The 14880-nt window shown below is 43.6% G+C and carries 13 protein-coding genes; all 13 read left to right on the top strand.

The window, feature by feature from the left end:
- The first annotated feature begins 120 nt into the window (after window positions 1-120).
- The 13 genes from U5J89_RS00465 to U5J89_RS00405 all read left to right on the top strand — a co-directional run bounded on the left by U5J89_RS00465 (window position 121) and on the right by U5J89_RS00405 (window position 14575).
- Window positions 121-588 carry a cytochrome c gene (locus U5J89_RS00465; protein ID WP_322573636.1) on the top strand — a complete coding sequence of 156 codons (468 nt, stop codon included), beginning with the start codon at window positions 121-123 and terminating at the stop codon, window positions 586-588.
- A 38-nt stretch (window positions 589-626) separates the two neighbouring features.
- Entirely contained in the window at window positions 627-2603 is a 1977-nt protein-coding gene (nosZ, locus tag U5J89_RS00460) for a Sec-dependent nitrous-oxide reductase (RefSeq protein ID WP_322573635.1), read from the top strand.
- An 87-nt stretch (window positions 2604-2690) separates the two neighbouring features.
- Window positions 2691-3260, top strand: a complete 570-nt coding sequence (locus tag U5J89_RS00455; RefSeq protein ID WP_322573634.1) for a hypothetical protein — start codon at window positions 2691-2693, stop codon at window positions 3258-3260.
- Window positions 3261-3277: 17 nt separating this feature from the next.
- Window positions 3278-3727, top strand: coding sequence for a nitrous oxide reductase accessory protein NosL (locus U5J89_RS00450; RefSeq protein WP_322573633.1), 450 nt, complete (start codon window positions 3278-3280; stop codon window positions 3725-3727).
- Window positions 3728-3774: 47 nt separating this feature from the next.
- Complete coding sequence (locus U5J89_RS00445; protein WP_322573632.1) at window positions 3775-5022, top strand: nitrous oxide reductase family maturation protein NosD; 1248 nt, start codon at window positions 3775-3777, stop codon at window positions 5020-5022.
- Entirely contained in the window at window positions 5019-5729 is a 711-nt protein-coding gene (locus U5J89_RS00440) for an ABC transporter ATP-binding protein (RefSeq protein ID WP_322573631.1), read from the top strand. The genes U5J89_RS00445 and U5J89_RS00440 overlap by 4 nt, the downstream gene beginning before the upstream one ends.
- Window positions 5726-6517: an ABC transporter permease subunit gene (locus tag U5J89_RS00435; RefSeq protein ID WP_322573630.1), complete on the top strand. Its 792-nt coding sequence runs from the start codon at window positions 5726-5728 to the stop codon at window positions 6515-6517. Before U5J89_RS00440 ends, U5J89_RS00435 begins: the two co-directional genes overlap by 4 nt.
- A gap of 114 nt (window positions 6518-6631) precedes the next feature.
- On the top strand, window positions 6632-7246 hold the full coding sequence (locus U5J89_RS00430) for a radical SAM protein (protein WP_322573629.1): 615 nt from the start codon (window positions 6632-6634) through the stop codon (window positions 7244-7246).
- A complete protein-coding gene (hemN, locus tag U5J89_RS00425; protein WP_322573907.1) occupies window positions 7152-8009 on the top strand; it encodes an oxygen-independent coproporphyrinogen III oxidase in 858 nt (285 codons plus the stop codon). Before U5J89_RS00430 ends, hemN begins: the two co-directional genes overlap by 95 nt.
- 12 nt (window positions 8010-8021) lie before the next feature.
- A complete protein-coding gene (gene ppdK / locus U5J89_RS00420) occupies window positions 8022-10676 on the top strand; it encodes a pyruvate, phosphate dikinase (protein ID WP_322573628.1) in 2655 nt (884 codons plus the stop codon).
- 153 nt (window positions 10677-10829) lie between these two features.
- Complete coding sequence (locus U5J89_RS00415; RefSeq protein WP_322573627.1) at window positions 10830-11870, top strand: COX15/CtaA family protein; 1041 nt, start codon at window positions 10830-10832, stop codon at window positions 11868-11870.
- A 77-nt stretch (window positions 11871-11947) separates the two neighbouring features.
- Window positions 11948-12667 carry an iron-sulfur cluster repair di-iron protein gene (gene ric / locus U5J89_RS00410; protein WP_322573626.1) on the top strand — a complete coding sequence of 240 codons (720 nt, stop codon included), beginning with the start codon at window positions 11948-11950 and terminating at the stop codon, window positions 12665-12667.
- Between the two features lie 93 nt (window positions 12668-12760).
- Entirely contained in the window at window positions 12761-14575 is a 1815-nt protein-coding gene (locus tag U5J89_RS00405; RefSeq protein WP_322573625.1) for a hypothetical protein, read from the top strand.
- Window positions 14576-14880 lie beyond the last annotated feature (305 nt).

Genomic DNA, 14880 nt, shown 5'->3' with positions numbered 1-14880 from the left:
CAGTAAATAGATTATACAGGTGTTATTTCACACAACATATAGCCGGCTGTTGATTCTTGGCACATTACTTGTACTAATTATTAATAGAAGATAAAGAACTCTTAAAACTTTAATAGGATTATGTCACAGATAACAAAACTTTCAGGATTGATAATATTAACAATGCTGCTGTTTGCGGCTTGTGGCGGTAGCGGAGAAAAAAATGAAAGTGAGGCCTCTGCCGAAAAGGAAGAGCAGAAATTAACGGATTTTGAAATGGAGCATGGCATTGGTCCGGTGGATGAAGAAATAGAAATTGGCGAAATAGATCCCGAATTGGCGAAAGAGGGCATGCGGGTTTTTGATATGAAATGTGGCGCCTGTCATAAGCTGGACAGCCGCTATGTGGGTCCGCCGCTGGGTGGCATAATGAATGTACGGTCACCGGCATACGTCATGAATCTGATACTAAATACGGATGAAATGCGTGCAAAGCATCCGGTTGCAAAATCAGTTACTACCGAATATCCAACACGAATGACGAATCAACAATTGACGCGTGAGAAAGCACGAGCTGTCGTAGAATACTTAGCACAAGAATCACAATAACACCAATCAACCAATCAATAATCTAAAAGAGAAATACTATGAATAAATTGTTAAAAAAATCTTTACTGTGGTCGCTTGCGGCAATCACAGCTATGGGATTTATATCTATGGGATGTAGCTCGAACGGGGAGTTTGGCTCCTCTTCTGACGCTGCACAGAAAGTCTACGTAGCACCGGGAGAGCACGACGAATTTTACGGCTTCTTCTCCGGCGGATACAATGGTCAGATGGGCGTATATGGATTGCCATCAGGTCGACATATCTTTACCATTCCGGTCTTTTCACAGGCTCCGGTAAATGGGTATGGATTTTCTGAGGAAACTAAAGCTATGTTGCAGACGACCGACGGATTTATACCGTGGGGCGATGCACACCACCCTGAGCTATCTCAAACAGATGGCGAAACCGACGGACGCTGGGTATTTATGAATGAGAATAATACCCCTCGTGTTGCTCGTATCGGTTTGGATGAGTTTAAAACACAAGAGATTATCGAGATTCCCAATTCGGCGGGTAATCACGCTTCATCTTTTGTAACTCCCAATACCGAGTACGTTTCTGCAGCCACACGTTTTAGTATACCTATGAAGGAGGGTAGTCTGGAGAATATGGATGTGAGCATTGACAGCTATAAAGAGAATTTTAAAGGGACCATCTCTTTTATCAAGGTGTCAGATGAAGGACACATGAGCATTGATTTCCAGATTATGATGCCTGGCTTTAATTATGATCTTTCCCATGCAGGAAAAGGTCCTTCTGACGGATGGTCATTTTTTACTTCATATAACAGTGAAGAAGCGAATACTCTGTTAGAGATCAATGCTTCAAAGAATGATAAGGACTATATCGCTGCTATCAACTGGAAAAAAGCAGCTGAATATGCCAAGCAGGGCAAGGGAGAAATGATTCCCGGCAAGCACTATCGCAATTATATCGATCACGAAGAAGGCGGTATTGCAAAAAGTGAAGTCATTGAAGAAGTACGCGTACTTGATCCGCGAAAGCTGGAAGGTATTGTTTATTTTCTTCCTACGCCTAAATCACCGCACGGTGTTGACGTAGATCCTACGGGACAATACATCGCGGCCGGGGGTAAACTTTCTACGGTTATTCCGGTTCACTCCTTTGCCAAAATGCAGGATGCCATTGAAAACGAAGACTTCGCAGGTGAAGAGCAGGGTATCCCTGTATTAAAATACGATTCCATTCTACATGGTGAGGTGGAAAACCCAGGATTGGGACCACTCCACACCGAGTTTGATGGCAAAGGAAATGCCTATACTACGGCATTTATCTCTTCCGAAATAGTTAAGTGGAATATTGAAAAAACTGAAGTCGTTGATCGTATTGACGTGTATTACTCTCCGGGACACTTGATGATTCCGGGCGGTGACAGTGAAAATCCCGACGGCAAATACTTGGTATCATTAAACAAAATTACCAAGGATCGTTACCTGCCAACCGGACCAGAGTTGTTCCACTCGGCACAGCTGATTGATATCTCTGGCGAAAAGATGGAGCTGTTGCTCGACTTCCCCACCGAGGGTGAGCCGCACTACGCCCAGGGAATCGCTGCGGAAAAGGTCAAGAAAAATCAGAAGCGATTCTACGAAATCGATGACAATAATCACCCGCACGCTACCAAAAGCGAGAAAGAGACCAAGGTAGTTCGTGACGGTAACGAAGTTCACGTGTATATGACTACTATTCGAAGTCACTTTACGCCTGACAATATCGAAGGCATTAAAGTTGGTGACGAAGTGTACTTCCACGTGACGAACCTCGAGCAGGACTGGGACGTACCGCACGGTTTTGCCATGAAAGGAGCTAACACTTCCGAGATACTTGTAATGCCTGGTGAAACCCTGACATTAAAATGGCAACCTAAGAAAGTAGGCGTGTTCCCATTCTATTGTACCGATTTCTGCTCGGCGCTGCACCAGGAGATGCAGGGCTATGTACGAGTATCACCAGAAAATTCTGATACACCAATCTCTTATAGCACAGGTCAGTAAGTGACCTCAATCCTTGAGGGTGGGAGGGTGAAGCCTCCCTTCCTCTTATTTAAAATAATCGTATTACATTAAGTAAGGATTAATATTATGGATACTCGAAATCGGATTTTAATGGCAGTAGCGGCACTCATGTTGATCGGCGTTTATTTTACGCCCATTTGGAGTATTAGTATGGAAGCTCCGCAGTACCCCGAAGGTATTGGAATGAATATTTCTATTGACAATATTGAGGGCAAGAATGAAAACGATTTGCAAAATATTAACGGATTGAATCACTATATCGGGATGAAGGAAATTAATCCCGATTCTATACCCGAGCTTAAGGTCATGCCGTATATTTTTGGGTTCCTTATTCTCAGTGGATTAGTAATTGCGGGAATAGGAAAACCTAAGTGGATATTGTTCTGGCTTGGATTGTTTGTGTTGTTTGCTATTGCCGGTTTGGTAGATTTTTATCTCTGGGGTTACGATTACGGGCACAATCTAAATCCCGATGCCCCCATTAAAGTCCCCGGAATGACCTACCAACCGCCCTTGATAGGTAGTAAACAGTTGTTAAATATTAATGCTACTTCACTGCCGCATATTGGGTTTTATATTTCACTGCTATCAATGAGTATTGCAGGTACAGTATGGTGGAGAAGCAAAAAGGATTGATTAAAAGGAGGTAAACAATGATGTATTTATCTAATATTATAAAAGTTTTTGCTGCTATAGGATTGTTGTTGCTGGTAACGGCTTGTAGTCAGGAACCTGCAGAAGTTCACTATGGCAGTGACGAATGCGCGCATTGTAAAATGATGATTACGGACAAGCAGTTTGCTTCCCAAATTGTAACAGATAAGGGTAAGGCGCTAAAGTTTGATGCTATTGAATGCATGGCCGTTTATCATCGCATGAATGAAGATGAGCTGGATGGAGCAAAGCTTTATGTGAGTAACTATGATGAGCCCGGTAATTGGTTAAATGCCAGGGAGGCCCAGTTTGTGAAAAGTGAAGTAGTGAATAGTCCCATGGGCGAATCACTGCTTGCTTTTCCCTCCCAAGAAGAAGCAAAGAAGCACATAGCTGAACGGCCGGGAAAATTATTGGATTGGGCCAAGGTATCCCAAGTCGAAATGTAAACAAGTAGTACCGTACAATTTAATTTGCTCAAAAAAGGATTGAGGCAATGAATATAATATCAAAAATAATAGCAATTTTCGTAGGTCTGTTGCTCATGGCTCCGTTGAGTTATGCTACGCAGATCACCGTATCCAAAGACGGTGATATCACTTCTGTACAGCAGGGCATTGACCGGGCCGAACCAGGCGATACGCTTAAAATTAAGAAAGGAACATATAGCGAATATGATATCAGGGTAAATAAACCACTAACCATTCTGGGCGAAAATGGAGTAGTTATAGATGGAGAATACAAGGGCTTTGTAATTGTTATTACGGCTGATGATGTGACTCTTAAAAATGTAGAGGTAAGGCACGCTAGCACTAGCTTTATGGAAGATTATGCTGGTATACTTGTTGAGGAAACTGATAGCACATTGATTGAAAATGCAACATTGACTGATAATTTTTTTGGAATCTACCTGTCAAAAACTTCCAATTCTGTTATTAAAAATAATCATATTACCGCATCGGGTACGCGCGAAACTAAATCCGGTAATGCTATTCACCTCTGGTACACAAAAGATGCTCGGATTATCGACAATTATGTAGCAGGGCATCGCGATGGACTCTATTTTGAATTTGTGGAAGGTGCTTATATCAGGGGCAATATGAGCGAAAATAATATTCGTTATGGTATTCACTTTATGTATTCTGATAACTGTCGCTATGAAGAAAATACGTTTCGGAACAATGGCGGGGGTGTGGCAGTGATGTATTCGCAGCACGTAGATGTGATCAATAATCGCTTTGCCGATAACTGGGGCTCGTCAGCTTATGGGTTACTTGCCAAGGAAATAAGCAGAAGTAAAATCGAGGGAAATACCTTTGAAAATAACTCTGTGGGATTGTATATGGAAGCTTCCAGTCGAAATAACGTGGAAGGCAATCAATTCAAACAGAACGGCTGGGCTGTTCAGCTGATGGCAAACTCAACAGATAACGAATTTCACAGGAATAATTTCGTGGCTAACTCTTTTGAAGTATCCACAAATAGTAGAATGAATTACAGCAATAATTTTGATAAGAATTACTGGAGTCAATATGAGGGCTACGATTTAAATCGTGACGGAGTGGGAGATGTGCCTCATCGTCCGGTGCGATTATTCTCCATATTGGTAGAAAAACAACCGCAGTCTCTGTTACTGTTGCGTAGCTTGCTGGTTGATCTTCTGGATGCTGCCGAAAAGTTTATGCCGGTGCTTACCCCGGAAACACTCCTTGATTCAAAACCTCAAATGGAACCTGTACAATGATTTCAATAAAAAAATTACGCAAAGATTTTGGTACTCGTACGGTCCTTAACGAGCTGGATTTAGAGATTCCGGCCGGACAGGCTACGGGTATTGTTGGTCCCAACGGATCGGGAAAAACGACTACGATAAAGGCACTATTGGGGCTGGTAAAACCTACGTCAGGCGACATCCAGGTTGATGGAAAATCAATAGAGGGGGAGTGGCTATACCGAAACAAGATTGGTTATATGCCTCAAATTGCTCGCTATCCCGAAAATATGACGATTGGAGAACTCTTTCAGTTTATTAAAAATATGAGGGGCAGTGATACCAATCGTGATAGGGAATTGCTCGAATATTTTGATCTGGATAATGAAATTGACAAGCGAATGCGAGCACTTTCCGGCGGAATGCGTCAAAAAGTGGGCGCTATTCTGGCGATGATGTTCGACCCGGAGATATTGATTTTTGATGAACCCACGGCGGGGCTTGATCCCAAGTCGAGCGTACAGTTTAAGAGGCTGGTGCAGGAAGAAAAAGGGAAGGGCAAAACGGTATTGTTAACATCGCATATTATGAGTGAGATTGAAGAGTTGACCGATCATCTGATCTTTATGGTGGAAGGCAATATTCGATATGATGGCCCAATGCGAGAGCTTATAGAACGGCAACAAGAACAGCGGCTTGAAGGCGCCGTGGCAAAAATGATGGAGGAAACAGCAGCATGAAAGCACTTACAATTTTAAAATATCAATGGAAAGATCTGCTTCGCGGCAAGTGGATTGTTGGTTACGGACTTATTTACCTGCTAATTGCCGATGCAATGATTCGCTTCGGTAATGCAGGCCCCAAAGCCATGCTTAGTATTTCAAACATCATGCTCTTGCTGATTCCTCTTGTAGGGATGATTTACGGCGCGCTGTATCTGTATCAGTCCCGTGAATTTACCGAACTGCTCCTTGCCCAACCCATTGACCGGCCCTCACTATTTTGGGGATTATTCGGTGGGTTGGCAGTGCCGCTAGCGGTTGCTTATGCATTAGGTACAGTTATCCCAATGATTTACACTGGCATGATTGTTACAGCCAATCTGCAATCTATTTTGCTGATATTAGGTCTGGGTATTGTATTAAGTCTGCTGTTTACGGGACTTGGTTTCTGGTTTGGACTCAAGTTTTTTGAGGATCGCGTAAAGGGACTTGGTTTTGCCTTGGTAAGCTGGCTCTTTTTAGCAGTGCTCTACGATGGGCTCATATTACTGGCAGTTTTTGCTTTTGGAGATTACCCCATTGAGAAACCAATGCTGGCCTTAGCACTGGCAAATCCCATTGATTTAGCTCGCATTACGGTGTTACTTGAATTTGATATTTCGGCCCTCATGGGATACACAGGGGCTGTATTCAATCGTTTCTTTGGGAGTATGTTGGGCATTAGTGTTGCTTTAAGTTGCCTGATGCTGTGGCTCGGCATTCCATTGTGGAGAAGCCAGCGTCAATTCGAGAAAAAAGATTTTTAATGATCAATAGAACGCTGATGACACAGGTTAAGCTAATGACCGCAGATAAATAATTTATTACCCGCGGTCATCTGTAGCATCTGTAAAATCCGTGTTCTATTAAAGCAGATAGCTATGAAAAACGTTAGTCTCGATCTCATCAAAAAGTACAACGTGCAGGGACCGCGCTACACCTCATATCCCACGGCCGTGCAGTTTCAGGAAGCCGATGACCAAGATGTGAAAGTGCTGCATAATTATTTGATAGATCGTAACGAGGAGCCGCATCCCATCTCACTGTATTTTCATATCCCATTTTGTTTCTCGCTTTGCTGGTACTGTGGATGTACGAAAGTAATTACCAAAGATCAGGATCGCGGCGATCTCTATCTCGATTACCTGGAAAAAGAGATGGATCAGGTAGCCAAAATATTGCATCCTGATTCGGAAGTCGTACAGATTCACTTTGGCGGAGGTACGCCCACTTTTCTGAAGCCTGATCAGCTGCAGCGACTCGGTAAAGCTATTCATAGTCGATTTAACACAAATAGTGAGACAGAATTCGGCGTAGAAATTGATCCGCGGAAATGCACGAAAGAGCACATTCAAACATTGGCGAATATTGGATGTAACCGAGCATCACTGGGCGTTCAGGATACTAACGAAGAAGTGCAGCAAGCCATCCACCGCATTCAGCCGCTTCGAGCAAACAAAACAAGTAACCAAATGGCTTCGGGAGTCTGGAATTGACTCCATAAACTTTGACTTGATTTACGGGTTGCCGCTGCAGACCGTCAACACTTTTAGAAAGACAATGGACGATATTCTCACTCTGCAACCCGATCGTCTCGCAGTGTACAGCTACGCGCATATTCCGAGCATGATGCCCGCCCAAAAGTTGCTTAATGAGGAAGATATGCCTACTACTGATGAAAAGCTGGCGATGCTGCAATTAAGTATTTCCTATCTTACCGATAACCAATACCGGTTTATTGGCATGGATCACTTTTCACGAGAAGATGAAGAGCTGACTAAGGCGATGGAAAATGGAAGTTTGCAACGTAATTTCCAGGGATACAGTACATTAGCCGGCGCCGATCTTTACGCTTTTGGGATGTCTGGTATTTCGAATGTGGGAGATTATTACTGGCAAAATACCAAGGAACTTGGTGACTATTACAAGATGTTGGATGCAAATGAGAGGCCTTTGGCGAAGATATTGCATCTTTGCAATGATGATAAATTGCGTAATCGTGTAATAATGCAAATAATGTGTAAAAGGATGCTCTCATTTGCTGAAATCGAGGATAAATGGGGCATAGTTTTTGAGGATTATTTTAGTGACAGCCTACAACGTCTTTCGAAGTTGGAGGCTGATGGATTCGTTACTATTAAATCCGATAAAATTATAATAACAGAACGTGGACGATTATTTCTGCGAAATATTGCGATGTGTTTTGATAAATATCTAAATCGAAAAAAGTCTTCGCGTTCGTTTTCAAAAACGGTATAAAAGGTGGCTATTATGGATGCTCAGAAACAAGTTTTTACGTTTGGCGGCGGCACGGCAGAAGGAGATAAATCAATGAAAAAATTACTGGGTGGAAAGGGTGCGAACCTGGCCGAGATGAGCAGCATCGGCATGCCCATACCGCCGGGATTCACGATATCTGCCAAAGTTTGCCAATACTATAATGAGCATGATGGAGAATGGCCTGAAGGACTTGAAGCCGAAATACAGAATAGTATTGCCCATCTCGAAGAGTTAATGGGGCAAACATTTGGCGATCCTCAAGATCCACTTTTGGTATCAGTGCGTTCGGGGGCCGCTGTTTCGATGCCGGGCATGATGGATACGGTACTCAATCTGGGTCTCACCGATCAGTCGGTACAGGGATTGGCCCAAAAAATGGGGAACGAACGATTCGCTTACGATTGCTATCGCCGTTTTATTGATATGTTTGGTGATGTAGTAATGGGCGTAGCACATGAAAAGTTTGAGGAAGCTCTGCAGGAGTTGAAGGATGAGAGAGGTGTTGAGCTGGATACCCAGCTGGATGTTGATGATCTCAAAGAGCTGGTTGATCGTTATAAAAAAGTGTACCGGGAAAATACGGAAGAGGATTTTCCGCAAGATCCTGATGAACAGTTACACAAATCGATAAACGGTGTTTTTGGGTCCTGGAATATTCCAAGAGCTATCAAGTATCGTAAGATCAATAAGATCACCGGGTTGCTGGGCACTGCAGTAAATGTGCAGGCGATGGTATTTGGAAATATGGGCGACGATAGTGCCACGGGCGTCTGCTTTACGCGTAATCCATCTGATGGTGAAAGTGAACTTTACGGTGAATTTTTGATTAATGCACAGGGCGAAGATGTGGTAGCGGGTATTCGTACGCCACGCGATATCAATGAGCTTAAAGAGGTGATGCCTGATTCTTATGATGAGTTGCTTGAGCTGACCAATCAGCTGGAAGAGCATTACCAGGATATGCAGGATATTGAGTTTACTGTGCAACAGGGCGAACTGTTTATTCTGCAAACCCGTAATGGTAAACGAACGGGTGCGGCAGCGGTCAAAATTGCCATAGATATGGTGAATGAGGGTATTCTGGAAAAAGATAAAGCCGTAGAAAATTTGGTAGAGCCCGGTCATCTGGATCAACTATTACATCCCCAGCTTAAGGAGGATGAAATTGATAAAAACGATATTCTTGGAGAAGGGTTGCCGGCATCCCCCGGTGCTGCGGTGGGTAAAGTGGTGTTTGATTCTGATACCGCCGAAGAAGAGCATAGTAAAGGAAATCCGGTGATTTTGGTTCGTATTGAAACAAGTCCCGAAGATGTGGGCGGAATGTCGGCTGCCGAAGGAATTCTCACATCACGCGGTGGAATGACCAGTCACGCTGCAGTGGTCGCCCGCGGATGGGGTAAACCCTGTGTGGCTGGCTGTGATGATATCAATATTAATTACGACAAGCAGCTATTTACGGCCGGTGATGTTACCGTAAAGGCGGGCGACTGGATTTCGATCGACGGCGCACGCGGAACAGTAATCAAGGGGAAAAAAGAAGTGGAGGCTCCCCAATTTGGTGAGAATTTCCGAACCTTTATGAACTGGGTGGATGAGTTCCGTGATATGAAGGTACGCACGAATGCCGATACGCCCGAAGATGCCTTACGCGCCCGAGAATACGGTGCACAGGGAATTGGACTGGCTCGTACCGAGCATATGTTTTTCGGGGATGAGCGGATTCGCGAAATGCGTCGCATGATTATCTCCGAGAGCGAGGAGGAGCGTCGAAGTGCACTGGAAAATCTGCTTCCGTACCAACGTCAGGATTTTATTGAAATTTTTGAGGCAATGGAAGGTTTGCCTGTGACGGTACGGTTGCTGGATCCACCGCTGCATGAATTTCTGCCCGAGGAGGAAAAAGAAGTTAAAGCACTTGCGAAGGAGCTGGGAATTAGCACGGCCGAATTAAAGCGTAAAATCCGGTTGTTGAGCGAATTTAACCCCATGCTGGGACACCGAGGATGTCGACTCGGAATCACCTATCCCGAAATTACTGAAATGCAGTCGCGTGCTATTTTAGAAGCGGCTGTTGAAGTTAAGAGTAAGGGTAAAAAGGTGTATCCGGAAATCATGATTCCGCTGGTGGGCACAGCTGAGGAGTTCATCCATGAGCGGCATGTTGTGGATGAAATTGCCGAAAAAGTTTTTGCTGAAAAGGGCAGTGAGGTCGATTATAAAGTAGGTACAATGATCGAAATTCCACGGGCGGCACTTATTGCCGATAAAATTGCCGATGAAGCAGACTTTTTCTCTTTCGGTACAAACGACTTGACCCAGATGACTTTTGGCTACAGTCGTGATGATGCCGGTAAGTTCCTGGAGCATTATCTGAATGAGGGAATCCTTAAAAATGATCCTTTCCAAGTGTTGGACGAAGAAGGCGTGGGGCAACTGGTACAAATGGGAGTAGAGAAAGGTCGCGATGCAAAGTCTGATCTTAAGGTTGGAATTTGCGGTGAGCACGGTGGTGATCCCAGTAGTGTGGCTTTTTGCTATAACCTTGGATTGAATTATGTATCATGTTCGCCGTATCGCGTGCCCATTGCACGACTTGCCTCTGCACAGGCTTTTCTGCGATCCGGAAAAAAGGTCGTTTCATAATTACTTCATGATTAGATGATATCTTCTTCTGCCCTCTCATTAAGAGGGGGCAGTTTTTTTGTTAGACAAAAAATTATTATTCGAGGGACTTTGACCCTTTAGATAAATTCGGACACAATCAATCATAAATAACAGACGAGCGATACATTTTTTGTGAATTCATTTGAAAGAAAAGCAGTAAGAACCTGGTTCTGGTCTGGTGCCATCCTCATTTTTATTATGGTGGTTGTAGGAGGCATTACTCGTCTTACGGATTCCGGACTTTCGATGTCCGACTGGAGCCTGATTATGGGAGCCATTCCCCCGATGAATGAAGCCGAATGGCTGGCTGCTTTTGAACGCTATAAAGAATTTCCCCAGTACCAGCAGCTAAATGCCGGAATGTCGCTGGCAGAGTTTAAAACTATCTTTTTCTGGGAATATATTCACCGCCTGCTGGGACGAGTTATTGGGCTCGTATTTTTGATTCCGTTTGCGTTTTTCTGGATTCGAGGCTATTTCAATTCAAAGACCTTGCGGCGCGTTTGGGTGTTATTCGGATTAGGAGCACTCCAGGGAGCAATGGGCTGGATTATGGTTAAAAGCGGCCTTGTGGATGTACCTTACGTCAGCCACTATCGATTGGCCATTCATCTGTTGCTGGCCATGCTCTTATTCAGCTTTTGTATCTGGTATGCGCTCGATCTTTATGAAAATGAATCATCTGCCAAGACAAGTCCCGATCTGCCTTCCCTCAGGCGGTGGTCTATTGGGCTGCTTATTCTCTTTATTGCTCAAGTTGTTTGGGGCGCTTTTACGGCCGGACTTGATGCCGGATATATCTATAATACATTTCCAACGATGAACGGTGATTGGGTACCACAAGGTACATGGACGCTACAACCTGTACTTGCAAACTTTGTGGAACATCCGGGAACCGTACAATGGACACACCGGATTTTGGGGACATTGCTGGGCATAGCAACAATCGGTTTTTGGTGGAAGAATAAAAATTCGAGTATAGACGATCTGCTCAAGCAAAAAGCCAGGATTTTACTGGGAATGATGCTCACACAGTATGTACTGGGTATTTTAACGGTGATTACTCACGTTCAGCTTTTGATAGGTGTAGTGCATCAGGCGGGGGCATTAGCCGTTCTCTTTTTCTGGATCTGGTATCACCACGATATTAAATCTAATTGGGTAAATGTCTAATTTTATTCTTAATTTAGGATAAAATAGTCTTTAATATTATAAAGGTTAGAATCACCTAAGAAATTCAGATCATAATTATGAGTATTACAAAAGAACGTACAATTGGACAGGTTGTTAAAGATGATTACAGGACGGCGCAGGTATTCCAGCAGTATGGATTGGATTTTTGCTGCGGTGGAGGTCGGACGATTGAAGAGGCTTGTACAGGTAAGAACGTGAATCCCGATAAGGTTATTCAAGCTTTAGATCAGATAAGAACAAACGGTATCAAAGATGATAATTACGATCAATGGTCACTGGATTTTCTGGTAGATTATATTGTTAACAATCACCATGAATTTACCCGTAATAAACTGCCCGAAATTGGCAAGTATGCAAAAAAGGTGGCCAAAGTGCATGGTGATCAGCATGAAGAGCTGAATGAAATTTATTACGAGTTTACCATGCTCCATACCGAAATATTCAATCATCTCGATAAAGAGGAACGTATTCTTTTTCCTTATATCAAGCAGTTGGTAGAGGCAGAAAAGAAAGGAGTGCAGCCGGAAGCTCCCGAATTTGGGGAGGCGGCCAATCCCATTGCAATGATGGAGGATGAGCACGAGGAAGCAGGCAGCTCGATGGCAAAAATTCGACGGTTAAGTAATGATTTTACTCCACCCGAAGATGCCTGTACGACATACCGGTTGCTTTATCAAAATCTGGAGGGCTTTGAGAAAGATCTCCACAAGCATGTTCACCTCGAAAATAATATTCTGTTTCCCAAAGCGCTTGAACTTGAAAAACAATTGAATTAGAAATAGGCTCAATAAAATACGCAATACGTAGATCGTATTGCGTGTTGCATATTATTTTAAATTTGCAATTAAATACGAAATAAGACCCAATTTATGTCCCACTCTCCCCATGACTTTTCGATCCCCGTAATGGGAACCGGCCACTCTATTGATTCTCCTATCAGGGTCGGACCGTATGGAATTAACTCAGTAATCTCAATTGTGGATGACCTGCTGGTTGAAAAAATCCGCAAGTATTACTGCAAAAAGTACGATTTTGAATACAACAATATTGGACGCACAGCCGAAGATGGCCGTGCCCGAAGAATTACTGCTTATCTGAATACGGTACAGGAGATCGTGGAAAAGAAGTTTTCGGTCATAAAAAATAAGCCCTTTTTTGAGAAAAACGAGAAGGCCAAGTATTTCGAGATGCTTCCCGATAACAGTACGATAAAAGAGAAGTACAACCAGTTGATGAGTACGGAGGAAGGGAGTTTGCGGGATCGATTATCATGTGAACTTTCACGAATGATGAAGTCCGGTTCTATCGATGTAAATATCATGGCGAAGGTGGATAAGCTGAATTATGATGGTAACGGAACACCGATGAGCAACGAATTTAGTGACGCCAGTGCAGCTCTCCGCGGGTATGCTAAAAGTAAGGTTTCCTCCAGCTTGATTTTATCAGCCGGATTTAACCCGCGTCTCTATAATTATATTACGGAGTTCAAGGATTTTTATAGGGATGCGGCCGGAGAAATAAAGAAGAAAATTATTCTGAAAGTGAGTGATTTTCGCTCGGCCTTGATACAGGGAAAGTATTTGGCAAAAAAGGGGTTAGAGGTATTTGAATATCGTATTGAATCGGGACTGAACTGTGGGGGACACGCGTTTCCATCCGATGGACATTTAATGCCGAGTTTGCTTCGGGAATTTCGTGAAAAACGTGATCAGCTTACAAAAGCGGTGGAGCCCCTTATTGAAAAGTATTACGAAGAAAATGCTGATGGATTTTCGGATGACTGGGAAATCACCGAACCAAGATTGACCGTTCAGGGTGGTATTGGCGTCAGCGGTGAGGCCGATCGTCTGCTAAATGATTTCGAGATGGATTCCACCGGATGGGGCAGTCCGTTTCTGTTGGTTCCAGAAGCTACAACTGTAGACAAACCAACTCGTCAGCTTATGGAAAATGCGGGCGAAAAGGAGCTTTACCTGAGCGGCGTTTCACCGTTGGGTGTGCCGTTCAATAATGTCAAAAATACTGGGTCAGAACAGTGGCATAAAGAACGTATCGAAAAAGATAAGCCGGGCTCACCCTGTCCGAAGGGTTTCTTGAAATCCAATACCGAATTTACTGATCAGCCCATTTGTACGGCTTCCACGCAGTATCAGCTGCTCAAGCTCGATCAAATTGCACAAAGTGAAATGCCTGAGGATAAAAAAGAGCAAACGCGCGAAAAAGTGCTGAGCAAAGCATGTCTGTGTGATCATCTGGGCAATGGCGCACTTATTAACCTAGGAATACTGGCCGAGCATCGGGCGCCCCAGGCCATCTGTCCGGGACCGAATATTGCCTATTATAATGGGGAGTATACACTTCGGGAGATGGTCGATCATATCTACGGACGCAGTAAATCACTGGCAGATGAAGAACGCCCCCATATGTTCGCCAAGGAGATTACGCTCTATGTTGATTATGTTGAAGAGCTGGCCGGGCAATTGGATGGTGAGTCTGGATTAAAGAAATTGCAGAAGTTTCAGAAGAACCTGGAAGAAGGCATGGCGTATTGCCTGGAAATTGCAAATACGGACCCTTATCAGGATGAAAATTTGCCGTCAATTTCCTTGGTTGTATCTGAGCAGAAACAGCGCCTGCAGGCTATTCTGAATACTTACGAAGAACGCATTTCTGTGGGAGTGTAACCGTGGGAATAAAATTGGGGTTTTGTGAAACCATCTATTTTTCTGTGGAGTTGACTGGAAAATTTATACCCGCTTATTTCCAAACGCTAAAATTAGGTGATATGAACAGGATTTTATCAATCCTCCTGTCCTCCTTCTCCAAGGAGGACCCCCTTAGTTCTTGATTAGCTATTATTCAGAAAAAGTGTGCTTCAAAAATCCCTCTTGGAGAAGAGGGATTTAGGGAGATTGAAAAAATAATTTACGGCAATAATTACTAATCCGTGAGACAGAGTAATACTTAGAATCAAAAATATAATAAAAAG

It is taken from the genome of Fodinibius sp., from assembly GCF_034521915.1.
Taxonomy (GTDB): Bacteria; Bacteroidota; Rhodothermia; order Balneolales; family Balneolaceae; genus Fodinibius.
This window is presented reverse-complemented; position numbering and strand designations above follow the sequence as displayed.

Bases quoted from the DNA above. Each gene is read 5' to 3' on its own strand.
- U5J89_RS00465 (WP_322573636.1), top strand. From the start codon at position 121: ATGTCACAGATAACAAAACTTTCAGGATTGATAATATTAACAATGCTG.
- nosZ (WP_322573635.1), top strand. From the start codon at position 627: ATGAATAAATTGTTAAAAAAATCTTTACTGTGGTCGCTTGCGGCAATC.
- U5J89_RS00455 (WP_322573634.1), top strand. From the start codon at position 2,691: ATGGATACTCGAAATCGGATTTTAATGGCAGTAGCGGCACTCATGTTG.
- U5J89_RS00450 (WP_322573633.1), top strand. From the start codon at position 3,278: ATGATGTATTTATCTAATATTATAAAAGTTTTTGCTGCTATAGGATTG.
- U5J89_RS00445 (WP_322573632.1), top strand. From the start codon at position 3,775: ATGAATATAATATCAAAAATAATAGCAATTTTCGTAGGTCTGTTGCTC.
- U5J89_RS00440 (WP_322573631.1), top strand. From the start codon at position 5,019: ATGATTTCAATAAAAAAATTACGCAAAGATTTTGGTACTCGTACGGTC.
- U5J89_RS00435 (WP_322573630.1), top strand. From the start codon at position 5,726: ATGAAAGCACTTACAATTTTAAAATATCAATGGAAAGATCTGCTTCGC.
- U5J89_RS00430 (WP_322573629.1), top strand. From the start codon at position 6,632: ATGAAAAACGTTAGTCTCGATCTCATCAAAAAGTACAACGTGCAGGGA.
- ppdK (WP_322573628.1), top strand. From the start codon at position 8,022: ATGGATGCTCAGAAACAAGTTTTTACGTTTGGCGGCGGCACGGCAGAA.
- ric (WP_322573626.1), top strand. From the start codon at position 11,948: ATGAGTATTACAAAAGAACGTACAATTGGACAGGTTGTTAAAGATGAT.
- U5J89_RS00405 (WP_322573625.1), top strand. From the start codon at position 12,761: ATGTCCCACTCTCCCCATGACTTTTCGATCCCCGTAATGGGAACCGGC.